The following is a 23,427-nucleotide window of genomic DNA, read 5'->3' on the forward strand; positions in this document are numbered from 1 at the left end:
TCGGTGGTACGTCTCGTCTTAGCCAATGCAACTGATTCCTATTTGTCTCAGTTCGCAACTATAAGACTCGTACCCCGGAGCGCTCTCGATGTCCTCTTGTTTCAACCGCCGGTCCTCTTCGCCCGTCCTGTCCTTGCTGACGGCAGCCATCCTGCTGGCCGCTGCGCCAGTGATGACCGCCACCGCCGCCGAACCTGCCCCGCGCAGCCACGGCAATTACACTTTCAGCATCGAGCAGCAGCCGCTGGTTTCGGCACTGAACGCCTTTACCGCCGTGACCGGCTGGCAAGTGGGCCTGCCGGCGGAACTGGGCCAGGGTGTATCGTCCCCTGGCGTAAGCGGCCCGTTGTCGCCGGAAAAAGCCCTGGACCGGCTGTTGGTGGGGACCAACCTGAGCTACCGCAAACTGGGCAGCAACAGCATCGTCCTGGAAAAGCGCGCAGCGGGCGGCGCCCTCAACCTGCAACAGGTGACCATCAGCGCCACCCGTAACGAGCAGGATGTGAGCAGCGTGCCGAGCACCGTCAGCGTGCATGAGCGCGAAGCGCTGGACCGCCAGAACGTCAACACCATTCGCGAACTGGTGCGCTACGAGCCTGGCGTTTCAGTCGGCGGCGCCGGCACCCGTGCCGGTAACGCCGGTTTCAACATTCGCGGCATCGACGGCGATCGCATCCTCACCCAGGTGGACGGCGTGGAAGTGCCGGACAACTTCTTCAACGGCCCCTACGCCAAGACCCGTCGCAACTACGTCGACCCGGAAATCGTCAAGCGCGTGGAGATCCTACGCGGCCCGGCGTCGGCCCTGTACGGCAGCAGCGCGATTGGTGGCGCGGTGAGTTACTTCACCCTCGATCCGGACGACATCATCAAGCCCGGCCAGGACGTCGGCGCGCGCCTGAAGACTGGCTACAGCTCCGCCGACGAAAGCTGGCTGACCTCCGGCACCGTCGCCGGCCGTGTGCAGGACGTCGACGGCTTGCTGCACCTGAGCCAGCGCAATGGCCACGAGATGGAGTCCTACGACGGCAACAACGCCACCGGCCTGGCCCGCACCGGCGCCAACCCGGAAGACGCACGTACGACCAATATCCTGGCCAAGCTCGGTTGGAACTACGGCGATGACAACCGCCTGGGCCTGACGTATGAAAAGTACAAGGATGATCGCGACACCAACCTCAAGAACGCCGTGGGCGGCCCGTTCAACGCCGGCCCCTTCGTCTCGAACTGGTACCGTGCCCGTACCGGCAACGACACCATTACCCGCGAACGCTTCGGCCTGGAAAACAGCATTGCCCTCGAGTCGCCGATTGCCGACCGCATCAAGACCAGCCTCAACTACCAGATTGCCAAGACCGACCAGACGACGGCCGAAATCTACCAGCCAAGTCGACGCGTATTGCGTACCCGCGAGACCTTGTACCAAGAACGGCAATGGGTGTTCGACGCCCAGCTGGACAAGGCTTTCAGCCTCGGCGAAACCGATCACCACGTCACGTACGGTACCACCCTCAAGCAGCAGAAAGTCACCGGTTCGCGCGAAGGCGCCGCCACCTGCCTGGCCGTCGGCAGTGGTTGCACGGCCATCGGCGCACCCAGCCCCTCGGCCGGTGACAGCGTGCGCAAGGCCAGCGACTTCCCAGACCCGACCATCAACACCTACTCGCTGTTTGCCCAGGACCAGATCGCCTGGAACAACTGGACCTTCCTGCCCAGCGTTCGCTACGACTACACCCAGCTCAAGCCCAAGCTGACCGAGGACTTCCTCAACGCCACCGACCCGACCCGCATTTACCCCCACGACGACAGCACCAAGACCTGGCACCGGGTCTCGCCGAAATTCGGCCTGACCTACGCGCTGACCGATCACTACACCTGGTTCGGCCAATACGCCGAAGGCTTCCGCACGCCGTCGGCCAAGGCGTTGTACGGTCGCTTTGAAAACCTCCAGCAAGGTTACGTGGTCGAGCCCAACCCGGACCTCAAGCCGGAAACCAGCAAAGGCATCGAGACCGGGATTCGCGGCAACTTCGACGCGGGCAACTTCGATGTCGCGGTGTTCTACAACAAGTACAAGGACTTCATCGACGAGGACAACACCTCGGTAAGTCCGACCGGCACGATCTTCCAACCCTTCAACATCAAACGCGCCACCATCAAGGGCATTGAAGCCAAGGGCCGCATGAACCTGGACGCCTTCGGCTCACCGCAGGGTCTGTATACACAGGGCGCCGTGGCCTACGCCTACGGCCGTAACGACGAAACCGGCCAGCCGCTCAACAGTGTCAACCCACTCAAGGGCGTGTTCGGCCTGGGTTATGACCAGGAGCAATATGGCGCCCTGGTCAGTTGGACCCTGGTCAAGAAACAGAACCGCGTCGACAAAAATACGTTCTTCTCGCCCGACGGCAACACCACCAGTGCCCCGTTCAAGACCCCAGGCTTCGGCATCGTCGACCTGACCGGTTTCTACAAGGTCACCCACGACGTGACCGTCAACGGCGGCCTCTACAACCTGACCGACAAGAAGTACTGGAACTGGGACGACGTGCGCAGCTACGACGGCGTCGGCGAAGCCGGTGTGACCTCCCCGGCCAACCTCGACCGCCTGACCCAGCCAGGTCGCAACTTTGCGATCAACGTGATCTGGGACATCTGATGAAACCCGCCTCACCCCGGCGTAATTATTCAGCGCCGGGGTGAGGATTTTTTACTGTGCCGCGTCTTCTTGTTCGTCTAGTTGATAACAGCTCTCTTTCGGGCACCCAGGCGCTTCCCTTCTCAAGGACTTTTTCCATGACCGCTTCCCCTACCGCTGAACGCCCAAGCCTGCGCTCCCAGCGCCTGAACCAGATCACCCACGAGCCACACACCAAGCTCGACGCACTGGTGAAGGCTCATGCCCCGTTTGAAACCCAAGCCAACTTCGCCCGTTTCGTGGTGGCGCAATACCTGTTCCAATCGGAACTGGTGGCCCTGTACAACGATGCCGAACTGATCAAGATCGTGCCGGACCTGGCCGAGCGCTGCCGCGCCGAAGCCGCCAAGCTGGATCTGGGCGACCTGGACACCGACGTGCCTGCACCGGTCGCCGGCGCCGTGAAAAACCCGAGCAAGGCCGAAGCCCTGGGCTGGCTGTTTGTGTCCGAAGGTTCCAAGCTGGGCGCCGCGTTCCTGATCAAGCGCGCCGTGGGCCTGGGCCTGAGTGAAACCTTCGGTGCCCGCCACCTGGGTGAGCCGGCCGGTGGTCGTGCCGAAGGCTGGAAAAGCTTCACGCGCACTCTCGACGCCCTGCCATTCAGCGCCGAAGAAGAAGCTGCTGTGGAAAAAGGCGCGATCGACGCGTTTGTACGCTTCACCGTATTGCTGGAACAGGCGTACGCTAGCGCCCCTGAATTGGCCTGACCTCCAGATTGAAATGCCATCAACTGTGGGAGGGGGCTTGCCCCCGATAGCTGAGTACCAGTCACCCTCTACAGTGACTGAACTACTGCCATCGGGGGCAAGCCCCCTCCCACAGTTGGCGCTCACTTCGCGACGTTACAAATAAACCATGACCCGCAAAACCCCATCCACCTCGAAAATCGCCCGGATCCTCTTCGGCCTGCTGGCCTACGTCAGCCTGGGCATCGGGTTGGTGGCGATTGTCATACCGGGTTTGCCCACCACCGAATTCATCCTGCTGGCCGCCTGGGCCGCCACCAAAAGCTCGCCGCGTCTCAGCGCCTGGCTGGAAAACCATCGGCTGTTCGGGCCGATCCTGTCCAACTGGCGCAACGGCAAGATCATTGCCCGGCGGGCCAAGGTCAGCGCCACCGTGAGCATGCTGCTCTGCGCCACGCTGATGCTGGTGATGCTCGACCACGGCTGGCCGATCTACCTGGCGATTGCCGGGATGAGCCTGGGCAACCTGTGGATCTGGTCACGCCCCGAACGGCTCGCACAGCCCGTATAACGGCGCGTACAGGCGCTTACGCGCCGTTCATCGCCTGCCTCTCATGTATTGATTTATGACGCCGATGTTTCAGACATAGCGCTGAATGGACTTGGCTCTGGTGCTTGCATACCCATGAGTGCATTCGTGAGTGAACCTATGTTCAACACCCTCTCCATCCGCTTGAAAATTGTGCTGCTGTCCGGTCTTTGCCTGTTGGGGGTGATAGCGCTGATCATCAGCATCAACCTCTACGAGACCGATCAGAACGACCATCTGATCAGCGATTCAAGCTCACGAATGCTCACAAGCAGCGTCCAGAACCTGCTGCAAGCCAAGGCTGCCGAACAGGCGGTGCAACTTCAGAAAACCTTCGGCGAGAACCTGCTGGTGGTGACCGCCCTCGCCGACCAAGTCAAAGACCTGCGCAACCTCGCCATCAAACGCTCACTGGACCCAGGCGCCTTGCGTGAAGAACTCAACCAGAGCCTGAAAACCACCTTCGAACGCAACAGCAAGGTGCTCGGTGTCTGGCTGTCGTTCGAGCCCAATGGCCTGGATGGCAAGGACAGTGATTTCGTCGACGACAAGGCCCGCGCCTCCAACGAAAAAGGCCGTTTCTCCAGCTACTGGAACCGCGTCGGTGGTGAAGGTTTGAACACCCTCATGGTTGAGGAAGATCTGACCAAGACCACCCTCAACCTCAGCGGAACGCCCTACAACATTTGGTACACCTGTCCACGAGACACCCGCAGTATTTGTCTGCTGGACCCGTACGAAGACACGGTGACTGGCACACCGGTACTGATGACCACTATCTCCCTACCGCTGATCGTGGACGGCAAAGTGATCGGCGTGGTCGGTGTCGATATCGGGCTCAACAGCCTGCAAGCGGCGACGGACTCGGCACAAAAAGAACTGTTTGACGGTGCGGCGCACTTGGAGATCCTGTCCAGCACCGGCCTGATTGCCGCCTACAGCGGTGAATCAGACAAAGTTGGCAAAAACCTGGTCGACATTCTGGGTACCGAAGGCAAGGAAATCGTGCAACTGCTGGCCAGTGGCACCAACGTCAACCGCGAACAGGGCGATACGATCCGTGCGGTCTACCCGGTCAAACCAATTGCCGATGCAAAAGCCTGGGGCGTGGTGATCAAACTGCCCAAACACGTGATGCTTGCCGACGCCACGAAACTGCAAGGCGTGCTCGACGCCGCCCAGGCCAGCGGCACTCTCAAGGCCTTATTGGTAGGCGCCGCCGCGTGCCTGCTTGGCCTGCTGCTGATCTGGCTGACCGCCACCGGCGTGACCCGTCCGATCAACAGCGTGGCCGCCATGCTCAAGGACATCGCCAGCGGCGAAGGCGACCTCACCCAACGCCTGGCCTATGCCAAAAAGGATGAACTGGGCGAACTGGTGAACTGGTTCAACCGCTTCCTCGACAAGCTGCAACCGACCATCGCCCAAATCAAGCAGAGCATCACCGAAGCCCGGGGCACGGCGGACCAGTCTTCCGCCATCGCGCGCCAGACCAGTGAAGGCATGCAGGTGCAGTTCCGCGAAATCGACCAAGTGGCCACCGCGTCCAATGAAATGAGCGCCACCGCCCACGACGTCGCCAACAGCGCCTCGAATGCTGCCAACGCGGCACGCGGTGCAGATCAATCGGCACGCGAAGGCATGCAAATCATTGAGCAGAGCACACGGGATATCACGACCCTGGCCGGGGAAGTCAGCAAGGCGGTGACGGAAGTCGAAGCCCTGGCGGTCAATAGCGAGCAGATCGGCTCAGTGCTGGAAGTGATCCGCAGCATTGCCGAGCAGACCAACCTGCTGGCCCTCAACGCCGCCATCGAAGCGGCGCGCGCCGGGGAAAGTGGCCGTGGGTTTGCGGTGGTGGCCGACGAAGTGCGCAACCTGGCCAAGCGCACCCAGGATTCGGTGGAGGAAATCCGCCTGGTGATCGAACGCATCCAGAGCGGCACCCGTGGCGTGGTGGCCACCATGCATTCGAGCCAAAGCCAGGCCCAGAGCAATGCGGGGCAGATCCATCAAGCGGTGCAGGCCCTGGGCAAGATCAGCGATGCTGTCACCGTGATCAGCGACATGAACCTGCAGATCGCCAGCGCCGCCGAACAACAAAGCGCGGTGGCCGAAGAGGTCAACCGCAATGTCTCGGCGATCCGCACCGTGACCGAAACCCTGACCGGGCAGGCGACTGAGTCGGCGGCCATCAGCAGCCAACTCAATGCCTTGGCCAGCCAGCAGATGAAACTCATGGATCAGTTCAAGGTTTAAATAACACCAAAGGAGCAATGTGGGAGGGGGCTTGCTCCCGATGGCAGAGTATCAGTCTACTTATCTGTAGCTGACACACCGCTATCGGGGGCAAGCCCCCTCCCACATGGGGTCCACGAACGGCTAAAGACCCTGCCAGGCCTGGACGAACGCCGCCACATCTTCCTTAGCCGCCGTACGCGGCGGGTTCTGCGGCGTACCCAAATAGAGGAAGCCAATCACTTCCTCATCCGCCGTCAGCCCCAGGCCTTTGGCGACGTGGGCCGAGTAGGACAACTCACCAGTGCGCCACACCGCACCAATCCCTTGGGCATACGCGGCCAGCAGGATGCCGTGGGCCGCGCAGGCGGCGGCCAGCCGTTGTTCGGACTTGGGCACCTTGAAGTGTTCCTGCAAACGGGCAATCACCACCACCACCAGCGGCGCACGCAGCGGGCCGTTCTGGGCCTTGTCGATGGCGGCTTGCGGTGCGTCCGCGTCTTGCAGGCGCGCAGCCTCGGCCAGCAGCGTGCCCATTTGCTCACGGGCAGCCCCTTCAACCGTCAGGAAACGCCAAGGGCGCAGCTGGCCGTGGTCGGGTGCACGCATGGCGGCGGCGAACAGCACGTCGCGCTGCTCCTGGGTCGGTGCCGGTTCCAGCAGGCGCGGCACGGAAACACGGTTGAGCAAAGCGTCGAGAGCCTGCATTGGCCACCTCCAGAAAAAAATGTGCGGTCATTCTAGCGGGAATGAATCGGATACCACCAAACGATAATTGCTCTTATTCATTGCGCCCCGCCCTGTTAGACTTTGCGCCCCTATTTTGCGCCTTCACTCAGGAAACCCGATGTTCCGTTCGCTTTTTCGCCTGTCCGCAGGGTTGCTGGCCTTGAGCCTGACTGCCTGCGATGACGCGCCCAGGTTTACCAAGGCCGAGCCGGGTGAATCACGGGCGGGCGGCGCTGCGACGGTGAACAAGCGCGACCAGAACGCGTTTTCCTTGCCCTCGGCGAACCTGTCGCCCACGCGGCGCCTGGACTTCAGCGTCGGCAACAGCTTCTTTCGCAGCCCGTGGGTGATCGCCCCGTCCACCACCACGGCGCGTGATGGCCTGGGCCCGTTGTTCAACACCAACGCCTGCCAGAACTGCCATATCAAGGACGGCCGTGGGCATCCGCCGTTGCCCGACGCACCCAATGCGGTGTCGATGCTGGTGCGCCTGTCGATTCCGGACGCTGCGCCCTATGCCAAACTCATCGAACAGATCGGCGTAGTGCCCGAGCCGGTCTACGGCGGGCAACTGCAGGACATGGCGGTGCCGGGCGTAGTGCCCGAAGGTAAGGTGCGCATGGACTACACACCGGTCAACGTGACGTTCAAGGACGGCACCGTGGTCGAGTTACGCAAGCCGGACCTGCAAATCACCCAACTCGGCTACGGCCCGATGCATCCGGACACACGCTTCTCCGCCCGCATCGCCCCGCCGATGATCGGCCTGGGCCTGCTCGAAGCCATCAGCGATGCCGATATCCTGCGCAACACCGACCCGAAGACCGCCGACAAGGAAGCCATCGTCGGCCGCGCCAACTGGGTCTGGGACGACGCCCAGCAAAAAACCGTGCTCGGGCGTTTTGGCTGGAAAGCCGGGCAACCCAACCTCAATCAACAAAATGTTCACGCGTTCTCTGGTGATATGGGCCTCACGACTTCCCTGAGACCGTTCGATGACTGCACCGATGCCCAAGTCGCCTGCAAACAAGCCCCTAACGGCAATGGCCCCGACGGCGAGCCGGAGGTCAGCGACAATATCCTGCGCCTGGTGCTGTTCTACACCCGTAACCTGGCCGTACCGACGCGCCGAGGCGTCAACACGCCACAGGTGCTGGCCGGTAAAAACCTGTTCTATCAAGCTGGCTGCCAGGGTTGCCACACGCCCGCGTTCACCACGGCCGCCAACGCCGCCGAACCTGAGCTGGCCAACCAAGTGATCCGCCCCTACAGCGACCTGCTGTTGCACGACATGGGACCGGGCCTCGCCGACAACCGCAGCGAATTCAAGGCCGGCGGCCGCGACTGGCGCACGCCGCCGTTGTGGGGTATCGGCTTGACGCAAACCGTGAGTGGCCACACCCAGTTCCTGCATGACGGCCGCGCTCGCAACCTGCTGGAAGCCGTGCTGTGGCACGGCGGCGAAGCACAAGCGGCGCAGCAGCATGTGTTGTCTTTTAATGCCGAGCAGCGCGCTGCGTTGCTGGCGTTCCTGAATTCTTTATAAGCTTCGCCCCAATTACAGAAGGGAGCTCGACATGTTCCGTCCCAAGTTGTTGTTCACCAGCCTTGCCGCCCTCGCCCTCGGTGCCTGCTCGCCGCAAGACCCGCAAGCCGTGACCTCGGCGGCCATCGCCAAGCAAGTGATTCTGCCCACCTACAGCCGCTGGGTTGAAGCCGACCGCCAACTGGCCGTCAGCGCCCTGGCCTACTGCCAGGGTAAAGAGAGCCTGGACACCGCGCGTGCCGACTTCCTCCACGCACAAAAGGCCTGGGCCGAGCTGCAACCGCTGTTGATCGGCCCGCTGGCTGAAGGCAACCGTGCGTGGCAGGTGCAGTTCTGGCCGGACAAGAAAAACCTGGTCGGCCGCCAGGTCGAGCAACTGGTCGCCAGCCAGCCGCAGATCGACGGTGCCACCCTGGCCAAGTCCAGCGTGGTGGTGCAAGGCCTGTCGGCCTACGAATACATCCTCTACGACGCCAAGACCGATATCGCCGACGACGCCCAAAAGGCCCGTTACTGCCCACTGCTGATGGCCATCGGTGATCGCCAGAAGGCGCTCGCCGAAGAGATCCTGGCCAGCTGGAACAGCACCGACGGCATGCTCGCGCAGATGACCAAGTTCCCGAACCAGCGCTACGCCGATTCCCACGAAGCCATTGCCGATCTGCTGCGCGTCCAAGTGACCGCACTGGACACCCTGAAGAAAAAGCTCGGCACGCCGATGGGCCGCCAGACCAAGGGTATCCCGCAGCCTTTCCAGGCCGATGCGTGGCGTAGCCAGTCGTCCCTGCAAAGCCTGCAAGCCAGCCTCGCGGCGGCCCAGACCGTGTGGGTCGGCGTCGACAACAAAGGCCTGCGCGGCCTGCTGCCGTCCGAGCAGAAACCGTTGGCTGACAAGATCGACGCCGCCTACGCCGCGTCCCTGAAACTGTTCGACAGCAACCCGCGCACCCTCAACGAGCTGCTGGCCGACGATGCCGGGCGCCAGCAGCTCAACGATATCTATGACAGCCTCAACGTCGTCCACCGCCTGCACGAAGGCGAATTGGCCAAGGCGCTGGGCATCCAACTGGGCTTCAATGCCAACGACGGTGACTGATGATGCTCAGGCGACAGGCTTTGGCCGTTGGCAGCGTGCTGCTCAGCGCACTCACGTTGGGTGGCTGGACGCTGTTCAAAAGTAAAGACAAGGGCCCGCTGCTGCTCTCGGCGCGGGATGATGCGGACGGCAAGCACTACGCCGTGGGCTATCGCCTGGACGGCAAGCCGGTGTTTGCCACCCAGGTCGGCCAGCGCTGCCACGACATCATCAACCACCCGACGTTGCCGATTGCGCTGTTTGTCGCCCGTCGCCCGGGCACCGAGAGTTACCTGATCGACCTGCGGGATGGCGCGTTGCTGCAAACCATCACCTCGAAGGCCAACCGCCACTTCTATGGCCACGCGGTCATTCACAAGAGCGGCGACTGGCTGTACGCCACCGAAAACGATACGTCCGACCCTGGCCGCGGCCTGCTCGGCGTGTACACGTTCGAAGGCGAACGGCTGGTGCACACTGGCGAAATCTCCACCCACGGTATCGGTCCGCACCAGGTGTCGTGGATGCCCGACGGCGAAACCCTGGTGGTGGCCAACGGCGGCATTCGCACCGAAGCCGAAAGCCGCGTGGAGATGAACCTCAACGCCATGGAACCGAGCTTGGTGCTGATGCAGCGTGACGGTACGCTGATCAGCAAGGAAACCCTCGGCCAGCAGATGAACAGCGTGCGCCATATGGGGATCGCCCGCGACGGCACCATTCTCACCGGGCAGCAGTTCATGGGGCCGTCCCAGGAACGCTCCGAGTTGTTGGCGATCAAGCGTCCAGGGCAGCCCTTCGTGGCATTCCCGGTGGCCGATGAACAGCTGCAGGCCATGGGGCACTACACCGCCAGCGTTGCAGTGCACAGCGAGCTGCGCTTGGTGGCGTTGACCGCACCGCGTGGCAACCGCTTCTTCATCTGGGACATGGACAGCGGCGAACTGCGGCTTGATGGGCCGCTGCCCGACTGTGCCGGTGTCGGTGCCGTAGACGATGGGTTTGTCGTGACGTCGGGACAAGGGCGTTGCCGGTTCTACGACTGCCGCCAGAACCCACTGCTTGCAAAACCGTTGGAGCTGCCGGCGGGGCTCTGGGATAACCATCTGCATCTGATCTAACGCCGGGACTCTCTTCAGCGCCTTAGCGCCTGGGCTGACGCCCTGGCGCATGCCCCTCCCTCAGCAACACTCCGCATTTTTCCTACAGCAAATATGAAAAAACCTTTCATTTAGAGATCTGTATTCCTACAGAAACTCGCGAATTTACTGCTTATTGCCCCCGCCTTTCTCGTGAAAACTTCGGCGCTCAGCGTGTCGTCGGATGGTCCTGCCTGCGCGTCCTTCATGCAACACCTCACTCGCCTCACTATAAGGAACCAGCTATGCCGGGCCGTCGGATGCTTACCATGCTCAGTATCGTCCTGTTAGTCGTACTGATGCTTGCCAGCTACAAGGCGTTTTGGGTTTACCAACAGCTGCAGATCCTGCATGCGCCAAAGCCGTCCGTGAGCGTGGCGGTCTCCAACGCATTCGAAAAGCGCTGGCAGCGCCAGTTGCCGGCGGCTGGCACGTTCAAGGCATTGCAAGGTATCAATTTAAGTATCGAAGTCCCCGGCGTGGTCACCCAGCTGCACTTCGAGTCAGGGCAAAGGGTCGATGCGGGCCAACCGTTGTTGCAACTTGAGCACCAGACCGAACAGGCCGAGTTGGACATGGCACGGGCGGACCAACGTTTGGCCCGGCAGAACTTCGAACGCGGCAAGGAGCTGGTGACGATCAACGCCATTTCCCGAGGTGAGTACGATCGACTGAGTGCAGAGCTCACGCGGCACAATGCCCTCGTTGCGCAACGCAGCGAAGCACTGAAAAAGAAATCTATCGTCGCCCCTTTCAGCGGCATCATCGGTATTCGCCAAGTGGATCTGGGTGACTTCCTGCAAAGCGGTACGGTGATCGCCAGCCTGCAGGACACCAGCAGTCTTTACGTTGATTTCCATGTCCCCGAGCAAGCCGCCCAATTGATCACGATCGGCCAGTCGGTTCAGGTTGAAGTCTCCGCGCGCCCCGGTGTTTTCAGCCTCGCCAGCGTCAGCGCCATCAACCCGATCGTTGATGACAGCACGCGAAATGTATTGGTGCGGGCGACCCTGGCAGACCCGCCCAAAAATGTGCTGCCAGGCATGTTCGCTGACCTGCGGATACAGCTGGCCGACCCGCAATTGCACACGGTGGTTGCGGAAAGCGCGATCACGTTCAGCCCCTACGGCCAATACGTGTACGTTGTGGCCCCCCCCGATGACACCCAGGAGCATGGGCTGCAGGAAGACGGCACGCCCGTGCTGATCGCCGAGCGGCGCTTGATCCAAAGCAGCGAGCGACGCGATGGCCTTGTCGTGGTCGACAAGGGCCTGCACAAGGGTGAACAAGTCGTCACTGCCGGTCAGAACAAGCTGGTGCACGGTACGCCGGTGCATATCAGCATCGACAGGAATCAACCGGACGACCTGCCCCAGGCGACCTATCGGGAAAACGAAGAATGACGATCACCGACCTGTTCATTCGCCGCCCCGTACTTGCGCTGGTGGTGAGTCTGTTAATTGTGTTGCTGGGCTGGCAGGCGTACGGAAAATTGCCGTTGCGCCAGTTCCCACAGATGGAAAGTGCGCTGATCACGGTGACCACGGTCTCTCCAGGCTCAAGTGCCGAGAGTGTTCAAAGCTACATCACCCAACCGTTGCAGAAGAGCCTGGCCAGCGCGCAAGGCATCGATTACATGAAGTCTTCCAGTCGCCAGAACATCTCGATCATCTCGATCTACGGGCGAGTCGGCGCCGACAGCGACCGCTTGTTCACGGAGCTGCTGGCCAAGACCAATGAAGTCAGGAACCAGTTACCGCGCGAGATTGACGACCCGATACTGAGCAAGGTCGCGGCTGACAATACCGCGTTGATGTACCTGAGCTTTTCCAGCGAAACCATGAACAACGCCCAGATCACTGACTACCTGAGTCGTGTGATTCAACCTCGGCTGGTGACCCTGCCGGGCATGGCCGAAGCGCAGATCATCGGCAACCAGAGCTTTGCCATGCGCCTGTGGCTGGACCCTATAAAACTCGCTGGTTTTGGTTTGAGCGCCAGTGAGGTGACGCAGGCGATCAAGCGCTACAACGTGCAGCCCACCGCAGGTGATGTGACAGGTGAATATGTCGTCACCAGCATCCAGACCAACACCGAACTCCATTCGGTAGAGGGGTTTAATGCGATCCCCCTGAAAACCAAGGGCGACAGCCAGGTGCGCCTGGGTGACGTGGCACGCGTGGAATTGGGTTCCCAGAACTACGACAGTTTCAGTACGTTCAATGGCATCCCTGCACTCTACATCAGCATCAAACCGGCCCCCGACGCCAACCCCCTGGAGTTGGCCAAGCACGTTCGCGAATTGCTGCCGCAGCTGCAATCGCAGATCCCACCTGGCCTGGACGTGGACATCGCCTACGACTCGACGCTGTACATCAACGCCTCTATCGACCAGGTGCTGTCCAGCCTGGTGGAGGCCATCGTGATCGTGGTGTTGGTGGTTTTTTTGTTCCTGGGTTCGCTGCGCTCAGCGGTAATTCCAGTCGTCACTATTCCGCTGTCACTGATTGGCACGCTGTTTTTCATGCAAGTGATGGGGTACTCCATCAACGTTCTGACCCTGCTGGCCATGGTTCTGGCGATCGGCCTGGTCGTCGATGACGCCATCGTGGTGATGGAAAACATTCACCGGCGCATCGAAAGGGGTAAATCCCCTCTTGAAGCGGCTATCCGGGGTGCGAGAGAGATATGTGTGCCGGTGCTGTCCATGACCATCACACTGGCTGCGGTGTATACCCCTATCGGTTTCCTGCAAGGCCTTACGGGCGCCTTGTTCAAGGAGTTCGCCCTGACGCTCGCCGGTGCCGTGGTGATTTCCGGTATCGTCGCGCTGACCCTGTCACCGATGATGTGCGCGGTGTTGCTACGCCCCGAGGAACAGCCCAAGGGCCTGTTCCTGATCCTGGACCGCTTCTTTAATGCGTTGAGAAAAAGCTATCAGCAACGCCTGCATCAGATCATGAAAGCGCAGTCGGTGGTCTTGGTGTTTGCCCTGGTCATACTCGGCCTGATTCCCGTAATGCTCATGTTCACCCTTTCGGAACTGGCGCCCGATGAGGACAAGGGCCTGATATTCATCCTTTCCAGTGCGCCGCAGCCGACCAACCTGGCCTACCTGAATACGTATACCCAAGCATTTATCGAGCCGTTCAAGACGCTGCCCGAATACCAGGCTTCGTTCCAGATCAACGGCCTGGACGGTGTTCATTCAGGTGTCGGTGGGTTTCTACTCAAACCCTGGAAAGAGCGTGACCGCACACAGATGCAGGTACTTGCCCCCCTGCGCGAAAAATTGGACCGTATCCCCGGCCTGCAGGTCTTCGCGTTTAACCTGCCGTCCCTGCCAGGAGGGGGTGAGGGCCTGCCCTTCGGCTTCGTGCTCAGTTCCCAGCAAGACTATGAGTCGATGATGAGCGTGGCCGAACGCATCAAGCAACGTGCAATAGACTCAGGAAAATTTGCCTACGTGGATATCGACCTGGCGTTCGACCGCCCCGAAGTGGTGATCGACATCGACCGGACCAAAGCCGCGCAAATGGGGGTATCCATGGAAGAGCTGAGCCTGACCCTGGCGACCCTGCTGGCTGAAACGGAAATCAACCGGTTCAGCATTGATGGCCACCTCTACAAGGTGATTGCCCAGGTCGAGCGCACCTACCGAGACAATCCGCAATGGCTGAGCCACTACGCAGTCAAAAACGCCGACGGTCAATTGCTTCCCCTTTCGACATTAATCAAAGTATCCAGCCAACAGGTGCGACCACGGCAGTTGAATCAGTTCCAACAGCTCAATTCAGTCATCGTTTCAGGGTTTCCGATTGTCGGCATGAGTCATGCGCTCGAAACCCTGCAAGCAATCGCCCAAGAGGAGGCGCCACCGGGCTACACCTTCGATTACAGCAATGCTACCCGCCAGTTTGTTCAGGAGGGGAACGCGCTGTGGGGCACCTTCGGCCTGGCGCTGGCGATCATCGGCCTGGTATTGGCCGCACAGTTCGAAAGCCTGCGCGATTCGTTGGTGATACTGGTGACGGTGCCACTGTCGATAGCCGGGGCGTTGATCGCGCTGTTCCTGGGCTGGTCCACCCTGAACATCTATACGCAAATCGGTTTGGTCACGTTAATAGGCCTGATCAGTAAGCACGGTATCCTCATCGTCGAATTTGCTAACCAACTGCGCAAGGAACAGGGCCTTTCACCGCGTGCCGCCGTCGAGGAGGCAGCAGCAATCCGTCTGCGACCTATTCTGATGACCACCCTGGCAACCGTGCTGGGGGTGATCCCGCTGATTTTGTCCAGCGGCGCAGGCGCCGTCAGCCGATTTGATATTGGCCTGGTGATCGCCACCGGCATGTCGATCGGGACATTATTTACCTTGTTCGTCCTGCCATCGGTGTACGCGGCATTGACCAAAGCCGACCCTGCGGCTCGAACGGTTGGCAGCACATCCCCGCACTGATTCACTGGAAAGGGCTGACAGCCCTTTCTCACCTTTTACAACTGACAATCGGTGAGTTCCAGCCTGCCACCGACGGTAAAACTTACCCGCTGGAATACCTCCGACACTCGGAGTATGTTCCGGATGTGCCTGTCTTCGTCTGCCCCAGTTTTTCCAAGGAACCGGAATATGCTGCGCCGTCGCCTGCTGATCATGTTGGGTGTTGTCCTGTTAATTGTCCTGCTGCTGGCGGGCTATAAAGCCTTTTCCATCTATCAGCAAATCCAGGTCTTCTCCAAACCCAAGCCACCCGTGAGTGTGGCCGTCGCCACGGCGACCGAGCAGCCCTGGCAACTACGCCTGCCCTCGGTGGGTACGCTCAAAGCCTTGCAAGGGGTCAACCTGAGCCTGGAGGTTGCCGGCACAGTCAAGGACGTGCAGTTCGCGTCCGGGCAGAAGGTCAAGGCCGGGCAGCCGCTGGTGCAACTCGACAGCGCAGTGGAAAGCGCCCTGCTGGAAACCGCCCAGGCCGACCTCGGCCTGGCCCAGCTGGACTACGGTCGCGGCAGCCAACTGGTCGGCAGCCAAGCCATCTCCAAAGGCGAGTTCGACCGCCTCTCCGCGCAACTGCAAAAGAACAAGGCCACGGTCAATCAGCTCAAGGCGTCGTTGGCGAAAAAGCACATCGTCGCGCCATTCAGCGGCACCATCGGCATTCGCCAAGTGGACGTAGGCGACTACCTGGCCAGCGGCACGGTGATCGCCACCTTGCAGGACATCAGCAGCCTCTACGTCGACTTCTATATCCCCGAGCACTCCGTGCCCAAAGTCGCCCTTGGGCAGGCCGTGCAGGTCGCCGTCTCGGCTTACCCAGGCGAACCATTCCCCGGCAGCGTCAGTGCGATCAACCCCAAGGTCGAGAACAGCACGCGCAATGTGCTGGTGCGCGCCACCCTGGCCAACCCGGAGGGCAAGCTGCTGCCCGGCATGTTCACCAGCCTGGACGTGCTGCTGCCCAATCCCGCCGCGCAGATCGTGGTGCCGGAAGGCGCGATTACCTACACCCTCTACGGCAACTCGGTGTACGCCGTGGCCGAGAAAAAAACCCAGGGCGGCGAGGTGGAAAAGGATGCCGATGGCAAGCCGCTGCTGATCGCCGAACGGCGGTTCGTCGAGACCGGTGAGCGGCGCGGCGGCCTGGTGCTGGTGAGCAAGGGCCTGAAAGCCGGCGAGCAGGTGGTCAGCGCCGGCCAGCTGAAGCTGGACAACGGCACGCCCATTGCCATCAGCCCGGACAAAAACCTGCCGGCAGGGCACTGAGCCATGAAGTTCACCGACGTCTTTATTCGCCGGCCCGTGCTGGCCATGGTGGTCAGCCTGCTGATTGTGCTGCTGGGTTTCCAGGCTTACAGCAAGCTGCCGCTGCGCCAGTATCCAAGCATGGAGAACGCTCTGATCACGGTGACCACCGCCTACCCCGGTGCGAACGCCGAGACCATCCAGGGCTATATCACCCAACCCCTGCAACAAAGCCTGGCCAGCGCCGAAGGCATCGACTACATGACCTCGGTGAGTCGCCAGAACTTCTCGGTGATCTCGATCTATGCGCGCATCGGCGCCAACAGCGACCGCCTGTTTACCGAATTGCTGGCCAAGGCCAACGAGGTCAAGAACAAGCTGCCCCAGGATGCCGAGGACCCGGTGCTGAGCAAAGAAGCCGCCGACGCCTCGGCGCTGATGTACATCAGCTTCTCCAGCGGGCAACTAAGCAATCCACAGATCACCGACTACCTGTCTCGGGTGATCCAGCCCAAGCTCGCCACCCTGCCCGGCATGGCCGAAGCGGAGATCCTCGGCAACCAGGTATTCGCCATGCGCATCTGGCTCGACCCGGTGAAACTCGCCGGTTTCGGCCTCAGCGCCAGCGACATCACCGACGCCGTGCGCCGCTACAACTTCCTGTCCGCCGCCGGCGAGGTGAAGGGCGAGTTCGTGGTCACCAGTATCAACGCCAACACCGATCTCAAGTCCGCCGACGCGTTTGGCGCGATCACGGTGAAAACCGACGGCGACAGCCGTGTGCTGCTGCGGGACGTGGCGCGGGTGGAAATGGGCGCGGAAAACTACAACGCCATCAGCTCATTTGGCGGCACGCCGTCGGTGTACATCGGTATCAAGGCCACGCCCAGCGCCAACCCGTTGGATGTGATCAAGGAAGTGCGCAAGATCATGCCGGAGCTGGAATCCCAGCTGCCGCCCACCCTCAAGGCCGAAATCGCCTACGACGCCACGCTGTTTATCCAGGCCTCCATCAACGAAGTCGTCAAGACGCTGTTTGAAGCGGTACTGATCGTGATTGTGGTGGTGTTCCTGTTCCTCGGTGCCCTGCGGTCGGTGGTGATCCCGGTCATCACGATCCCGCTGTCGATGATCGGCGTGCTGTTTTTCATGCAGTTGATGGGCTATTCGATCAACCTGCTGACGCTGCTGGCGATGGTCCTGGCCATCGGCCTGGTGGTGGACGATGCCATCGTGGTGGTGGAAAACATCCACCGGCATATCGAAGACGGCAAGACGCCTCTGGATGCAGCGCTGGAAGGCGCGCGGGAAATCGCGCTGCCGGTGGTGTCGATGACCGTCACCCTGGCGGCGGTGTATGCGCCGATTGGTTTTCTCGAAGGGCTCACGGGTGCGCTGTTCAAGGAATTCGCCCTCACCCTCGCCGGTGCAGTGATCATTTCCGGCATCGTCGCCCTGACGCTGTCGCCGATGATGTGCGCGCTGTTGTTGCGTCACGATGAAAACCCTTCGGGCCTGGCTCACCGCCTCGACCGGATCTTCGACAGCCTCAAGCGCCGCTACCAGAGCATGCTGCACGGCACCCTGAACACGCGGCCGGTGGTGATCGTGTTTGCGTTGATCGTGCTGTGCCTGATCCCGGTGTTCCTCAAGTTCACCCAGTCGCAACTGGCGCCTGACGAAGACCAAGGCATCATCTTCATGATGGCCAGCGCGCCGCAGCCGACTAACCTGGACTACCTCAACACCTACACAGACGAGTTCATCAAAATTTTCAAGGAGTTCCCGGAGTACTACTCGTCGTTCCAGATCAACGGCTTCAACGGTGTGCAATCGGGCATCGGCGGTTTTCTGCTCAAGCCGTGGAACGAGCGCGACCGCACCCAGATGCAAATCCTGCCCGAGGTACAAAAGCGCCTCGAGCAGATTCCCGGCCTGCAAGTGTTCGGCTTCAACCTGCCCTCTTTGCCGGGCACGGGCGAAGGCTTGCCGTTCGGCTTTGTGATCAACACGGCCAACGACTATGAGTCGTTGCTCGATGTGGCCAACCGGGTGAAAAAGCGCGCGATGGCGTCGGGTAAGTTTGCCTTTGTCGATATCGATCTGGCATTCGACAAACCCGAAGTGGTGGTGGATATCGACCGTGCCAAGGCGGCGCAGATGGGCGTGTCGATGCAGGACCTCGGCGGCACCCTGGCGACGTTGCTCGCGGAGGCGGAAATCAACCGGTTCACCCTGGATGGACGCAGCTACAAAGTGATTGCCCAGGTCGAGCGTGCCTACCGCGACAACCCCGACTGGCTGAACAACTACTACGTGAAAAACGCCCAGGGCGAGTTGCTGCCACTCTCGACCCTGATCACGTTGACGGACCGCGCCCGCCCCCGGCAGCTGAACCAGTTCCAGCAACTCAACTCGGCGCTGATCTCGGGGTTTCCCATCGTCAGCATGGGCGAGGCCATCGACACCGTGCGCCAGATCGCCCTTGAAGAAACCCCGCCCGGCTATGCGTTCGACTACAGCGGCGCGTCCCGGCAATTTATCCAGGAAGGCACGGCGCTGTGGGTCACCTTTGGCCTGGCCCTGGCGATTATCTTCCTGGTGCTGGCGGCGCAGTTCGAGAGTTTCCGTGACCCGTTGGTGATTCTGGTGACAGTGCCGTTGTCGATCTGCGGGGCGCTGATTCCGCTGTTCCTGGGTTGGTCAAGCATGAACATCTACACCCAGGTCGGTTTGGTGACGCTGATCGGTTTGATCAGTAAGCACGGGATCCTGATCGTGGAGTTCGCTAACCAACTGCGCAAAGACAAGGGCCTGACGCCACGCCAGGCGGTGGAAGAAGCCGCAGCGATTCGCTTGCGACCGGTGTTGATGACCACCGCGGCGATGGTGTTCGGCATGGTGCCGCTGATTTTCGCCACGGGTGCGGGCGCGGTCAGCCGGTTTGATATCGGTATGGTGATTGCGACAGGTATGTCGATCGGCACGCTGTTTACATTGTTTGTGCTGCCTTGCGTGTATACCTTGCTGGCCAAACCGGATAAGGCCTGACCTGCAGGCAAAAAAAAGGGCCTCGCATCGCAAGGCCCTTTTTCGGGGGTTTGAATCGTTTCAACTCTGCGGCCTCATCCCTTGAGACATTCCAAACATGAACAGCAACAACTCATGATCAGGCTTGACCGCCACACTGGTCTTGGCGACGCGCGGCAACAGGCATTGCCCGCCACCCTGCGTCGCACTGAGCACCTGTGTGCGGGGCTGTTCCCACGCCGCCAGCGCCAAGGCTGCAACGCCCAGCGCCCCGACCAGGAACAAACCTCGTGCTATTTCTAGCTTCATCTGGTTAAACCCTTGATAGCGCTGCCAAACGCCGTCTCATAAAAATAGCTGAGTTTCTTCCAGTCGGTATCGTTCCACGACGAATGGCGGCGCAATTGCAGCATGTCATGGGAGGCCGCCCGATAAGCGGTCAAACGCTGGCGGCATTTCTCGAAATCCAGCAGCGCCACTTCCACGTTGGCCGAGTCACCTTCGCCCGTCACCCGCACGAAAATATGCTTGATGTACAGGCAGCCATGCTGCCAACGGCCCTTGTGCATACGCGCCAGGGTGCCGGCCAATTCCTTGAGCAGACGCTCGTGAACCAACTCGCCGTACTGTTCGCGGCCACCGGCGGCGTACCAGTTTTCGATTTCGTCGAAACCGTCGAGAGAGGCGGTGACCAACAACGCCTTCCATTGGTGCTCGGGGTCGCGGCGCGCCTCGCAAAACACCATCTCCGGCACTCGCACATCCAACAGGCGCAGGCCCTTGATGGCATCGCGCTCGCGCAACACCGTGGGGCGGCCGAACGGGTGCAACCAGCTGCGGTAGATATGACCAGTCTGGCGTTTGCTGTAGAGCAAGCGTCCATTGGGGCCCATGACCCGTTGCACGCCACTTTCACCGCCACGCCGACGGTTAGGCTCCTCGACCCACTCGCCCTGCTGGCGCCAGAAATAATCGAATCGCTCTTCGGGAGCTACGTGACTGCCCGCTACGCACTCAACTGCCATCCTGTTACCTCTTGCGCAATACATAGACTCGCCACATGGCGTAGAGCGGTATGAAGTCCAGGGACTCCTGGACACGGAAACCCGCTTCCTCGAATTCTGCTTCAACAGTAGCAGCCGGTAACACAAACCGGTTTTGGTAACCTTCCTGCTCACCCTTGTTGCGACGTTTTACTTCGGCGCGCTTGCGTTTCCAGGCCTTGAAATTGCCATCCACCCACAGCGAAATGATGACGCTGTCGCGGGTAACACGCTGAAATTCCCGCAGTATCGCTAGCCTGTGCGCCGGATCACCAATATGGTGCATCAGGCGCATGCAGAAGATGCTGTCGACCGAGTTATCTGGCAAATCGATATCAAAGGCAGATGTCTGCAAGGGGCGTACCCGTTTCACCACGTCCGCCGGTTGGGCGATTGTGGCGACCTTCAACATCGACGCTGAATTGTCGGCACCGATAATCACACGGTTGGGCTTCTCCGCCAGCAACGGCCAGAACCGCCCGGCCCCGCATGGCAAGTCCAGCACCAACCCCGGCTCACCGGCCATGGCCAGCGCACCGCGCGCTAATTGCTCGTCGCGTTTGTGGGACAGCCGGCGAGCCAGATTGTCCTGATGCTTGAGCAAATAATTCTGCGCGTGCTCGTCGTCGTACTTTTCGGAAAATTCGAGTTTGATCGGGGTAGACATCACTGATCTCCAGTTACTGATGCCTACAACCTTAAGCAGTGAACTGTGATCAACAGGTCAACCAGTTGTGAAAAACTTGTCCTGTCCAATCCCATACATTTCAAGACTTTACAGACACAAGCAATGGCATGGGGCCATCTTCGCCGAATAGCGGGGATCTCTGGCAGGATTGCGGCAGAGGGTAGAGTCAGGCGTTGACCTGACTCAATTGCACATGAAAGCGACAGCCGTTGGGCTCCATGGTGCTGAGGCTGACGCTCCAGCCCTGGTTTTCGCAGATCCGCTGGACCAGCGACAAGCCCAAGCCCAAGCCTTCACCGCGTTTCTCGTTGCCGCGCACGAAGGGCTCGAACATCGCTTCGCGCTTGTCTTCCGGAATGCCCACTCCGGAGTCTTCCACCACAAAACCGCTCGGCTCCAACGTGAGGCGGATAAAGCCGTGTTCGGTGTAGTGCAAGGCGTTGCGTAACAGGTTGCCCATTACCGCATGCAGGAAGGTGGTGTTGTAGCGCGTGTCCAGGGGGTTACCCGGCTGGTAGATCAGTTCCAGGCCTTTACGCTCGATTTGTTCACGCCAGATGCCGAGTAAGTCGTCGGCGACCTGCGGCAACGTCACCTGCGGCGACATTGACGCATTGTCGTGTTCGGCGCGGGCAAGCATCAGGAAGGTTTGCACCAGCTCACGCATCTCTTCACACGCCCGGGCAATACGCTGTACCTGGTTACGCCCACGCTGATCGATGGCCGGGTTTTCCAGCAACAGTTCGCAGGAGCTGGCCAATACCATCAACGGCGTGCGCAATTCGTGGCTTACATCGCTGGTAAACATCTGCTCGCGGGACAGCGCCTGACGGAGCCTTCCCAGCGTGGCATCAAAGGCCACGGCCAGCTCACCCACTTCATCCGCCGCGTAGTCCGGCGCCAGGGGCGGTGCCAGGCCCAGCAACTGGTCACGGTGACGTACCTGGCGGGCCAGACGCACGACCGGTGCCATCACTTTGCGCGCCAGCACCCAACCCAGGAACACCGCCAGCGCCAGGCTGAGGACGAAGCCCACCAGCACGACCGCAAACAGCACCCGCTCGCGTTCTTCGAAATCGCTTTGATCCTGCAGCAGCACATAGCGCCTGCCGTCGACGACTTCGACCATGGCGTGGTACGACAGCGTCTCGCGGAATACTTCATGGAACCCAGGCTCAAGGTGCCGCAAATCCTTGGGCAACTCGAAGTCGCCAGGCCCACCGCTGAAGTAAAACAGTTGGTCCGGCTCGGGCCGGTGCCGCCAGTCCTCGACCGTGTCCATCAGCAGCAGACGCTGCAAGTCACCGCCCAGGCCCGCCGAGATCAACTTTTCTTCGACCAAGTGCACAGTCGCCACGATGCCCATGGCAAAGGCGCCCGCCACCAACGCACTCATCAAGGCAAAGGCGATGATGATCCGCTGGGAAAGGCTTTGCTTAAACTCCATCACGACCCTCGGCCAGGCGATAACCCACGCCGTGCACCGTTTGCAGCAACGGTTTGGCGAACGGCTTATCGATCACTTGGCGCAATTGGTGAACGTGGCTGCGCAGGCTGTCACTGTCCGGGCAGTCATCGCCCCACAGGGCTTCTTCGAGAATTTCGCGGCGCAGCACGTGCGGGCTCTTCTGCATCAGGACCGCCAGCAGTTTCAGGCCGACCGGGTTGAGCTTGAGCAGGCGCCCCTCGCGGGTGACTTCCAGGGTGTCGAGGTCGTAGCTCAGGTCACCCACCTGCAGGGCGCGGCGACCGCCGCCCTGGGCACGGCGCAGCACGGCTTCGATACGCGCGGCCAGTTCCGACAGGGCAAACGGCTTGAGCAGGTAGTCATCGGCACCGGACTTGAAGCCCTGTAGCCGGTCGTCGAGTTGGTCGCGGGCGGTGAGCATGATCACCGGCGTGTCACGGCGGGCGTCTTCACGCAGGCGCTTGCACAGGGTGTAGCCGTCGATGCCGGGCAGCATGATGTCGAGCACGATCAGGTCGTAATGCTCGGTGGCGGCCAGGTGCAGGCCTGACAAACCGTCCTGCGCACAGTCCACGGTATAGCCCTTCAAACCCAGGTAATCCGCCAGGTTGGCGAGGATATCGCGGTTGTCTTCAACCAATAAAATTCGCATGGGCAGTGTCTCCGTACGCGGTAACGGCCGTGTTGGCTCGCGCAGCTTAAGGCCAAGTGGGGCTCAGGGATAGAGCTGAAAGGCCTGTCGATAAAGCTTTTCAACTGAT

The 23,427-nt window shown here is 60.8% G+C and carries 17 protein-coding genes; 11 read left to right on the plus strand and 6 right to left on the minus strand.

Going from position 1 to position 23,427, the window contains the following annotated elements:
- Positions 1–88 precede the first annotated feature (88 nt).
- From QCBJ_RS11170 to QCBJ_RS11185, 4 genes are all read left to right on the plus strand, one after another.
- Complete coding sequence (locus QCBJ_RS11170) at positions 89–2,659, plus strand: TonB-dependent receptor (protein ID WP_046035270.1); 2,571 nt, start codon at positions 89–91, stop codon at positions 2,657–2,659.
- A gap of 137 nt (positions 2,660–2,796) precedes the next feature.
- On the plus strand, positions 2,797–3,405 hold the full coding sequence (locus QCBJ_RS11175) for a biliverdin-producing heme oxygenase (RefSeq protein ID WP_102060835.1): 609 nt from the start codon (positions 2,797–2,799) through the stop codon (positions 3,403–3,405).
- A gap of 148 nt (positions 3,406–3,553) precedes the next feature.
- On the plus strand, positions 3,554–3,955 hold the full coding sequence (locus QCBJ_RS11180; protein WP_015885663.1) for a YbaN family protein: 402 nt from the start codon (positions 3,554–3,556) through the stop codon (positions 3,953–3,955).
- Between the two features lie 138 nt (positions 3,956–4,093).
- Positions 4,094–6,232, plus strand: coding sequence for a methyl-accepting chemotaxis protein (locus QCBJ_RS11185; RefSeq protein WP_102060836.1), 2,139 nt, complete (start codon positions 4,094–4,096; stop codon positions 6,230–6,232).
- A 123-nt stretch (positions 6,233–6,355) separates the two neighbouring features.
- Here the strand turns inward: QCBJ_RS11185 and QCBJ_RS11190 are convergent, their stop codons facing one another.
- The gene (locus QCBJ_RS11190; RefSeq protein ID WP_015885665.1) at positions 6,356–6,919 is read right to left on the minus strand and encodes an NAD(P)H nitroreductase; all 564 of its coding nucleotides are present in this window, start codon (positions 6,917–6,919) and stop codon (positions 6,356–6,358) included.
- Positions 6,920–7,058: 139 nt separating this feature from the next.
- On the opposite strand from QCBJ_RS11190, the gene QCBJ_RS11195 reads away from it, so the two are divergent.
- From QCBJ_RS11195 to QCBJ_RS11225, 7 genes are all read left to right on the plus strand, one after another.
- On the plus strand, positions 7,059–8,486 hold the full coding sequence (locus QCBJ_RS11195) for a di-heme oxidoredictase family protein (protein ID WP_093543232.1): 1,428 nt from the start codon (positions 7,059–7,061) through the stop codon (positions 8,484–8,486).
- A 31-nt stretch (positions 8,487–8,517) separates the two neighbouring features.
- The gene (locus QCBJ_RS11200) at positions 8,518–9,582 is read left to right on the plus strand and encodes an imelysin family protein (protein ID WP_102060837.1); all 1,065 of its coding nucleotides are present in this window, start codon (positions 8,518–8,520) and stop codon (positions 9,580–9,582) included.
- Between the two features lie 2 nt (positions 9,583–9,584).
- Positions 9,585–10,682 carry a DUF1513 domain-containing protein gene (locus QCBJ_RS11205; RefSeq protein WP_102060862.1) on the plus strand — a complete coding sequence of 366 codons (1,098 nt, stop codon included), beginning with the start codon at positions 9,585–9,587 and terminating at the stop codon, positions 10,680–10,682.
- Positions 10,683–10,945: 263 nt separating this feature from the next.
- Positions 10,946–12,103, plus strand: a complete 1,158-nt coding sequence (locus QCBJ_RS11210) for an efflux RND transporter periplasmic adaptor subunit (RefSeq protein ID WP_102060838.1) — start codon at positions 10,946–10,948, stop codon at positions 12,101–12,103.
- Positions 12,100–15,159, plus strand: a complete 3,060-nt coding sequence (locus tag QCBJ_RS11215) for a multidrug efflux RND transporter permease subunit (protein WP_102060839.1) — start codon at positions 12,100–12,102, stop codon at positions 15,157–15,159. The genes QCBJ_RS11210 and QCBJ_RS11215 overlap by 4 nt, the downstream gene beginning before the upstream one ends.
- A gap of 168 nt (positions 15,160–15,327) precedes the next feature.
- The gene (locus QCBJ_RS11220; RefSeq protein ID WP_102060840.1) at positions 15,328–16,458 is read left to right on the plus strand and encodes an efflux RND transporter periplasmic adaptor subunit; all 1,131 of its coding nucleotides are present in this window, start codon (positions 15,328–15,330) and stop codon (positions 16,456–16,458) included.
- A 3-nt stretch (positions 16,459–16,461) separates the two neighbouring features.
- On the plus strand, positions 16,462–19,488 hold the full coding sequence (locus QCBJ_RS11225; RefSeq protein WP_064054584.1) for a multidrug efflux RND transporter permease subunit: 3,027 nt from the start codon (positions 16,462–16,464) through the stop codon (positions 19,486–19,488).
- Between the two features lie 60 nt (positions 19,489–19,548).
- Here the strand turns inward: QCBJ_RS11225 and QCBJ_RS11230 are convergent, their stop codons facing one another.
- The 5 genes from QCBJ_RS11230 to colR form a co-directional block, all read right to left on the minus strand.
- Positions 19,549–19,776, minus strand: coding sequence for a hypothetical protein (locus QCBJ_RS11230; RefSeq protein ID WP_015885673.1), 228 nt, complete (start codon positions 19,774–19,776; stop codon positions 19,549–19,551).
- Positions 19,773–20,492 carry a lipopolysaccharide kinase InaA family protein gene (locus QCBJ_RS11235; protein ID WP_015885674.1) on the minus strand — a complete coding sequence of 240 codons (720 nt, stop codon included), beginning with the start codon at positions 20,490–20,492 and terminating at the stop codon, positions 19,773–19,775. Before QCBJ_RS11235 ends, QCBJ_RS11230 begins: the two co-directional genes overlap by 4 nt.
- A 4-nt stretch (positions 20,493–20,496) precedes the next feature.
- Positions 20,497–21,177, minus strand: a complete 681-nt coding sequence (locus tag QCBJ_RS11240) for a class I SAM-dependent methyltransferase (RefSeq protein WP_043205833.1) — start codon at positions 21,175–21,177, stop codon at positions 20,497–20,499.
- A gap of 187 nt (positions 21,178–21,364) precedes the next feature.
- A complete protein-coding gene (locus QCBJ_RS11245; protein WP_046035261.1) occupies positions 21,365–22,645 on the minus strand; it encodes a HAMP domain-containing sensor histidine kinase in 1,281 nt (426 codons plus the stop codon).
- Positions 22,635–23,318, minus strand: coding sequence for a two-component system response regulator ColR (gene colR, locus QCBJ_RS11250; RefSeq protein ID WP_003175870.1), 684 nt, complete (start codon positions 23,316–23,318; stop codon positions 22,635–22,637). The genes QCBJ_RS11245 and colR overlap by 11 nt, the downstream gene beginning before the upstream one ends.
- Positions 23,319–23,427: the final 109 nt, after the last annotated feature.

The organism is Pseudomonas sp. QC2, from assembly GCF_002859085.1.
Lineage (GTDB): Bacteria > Pseudomonadota > Gammaproteobacteria > Pseudomonadales > Pseudomonadaceae > Aquipseudomonas > Aquipseudomonas petroselini.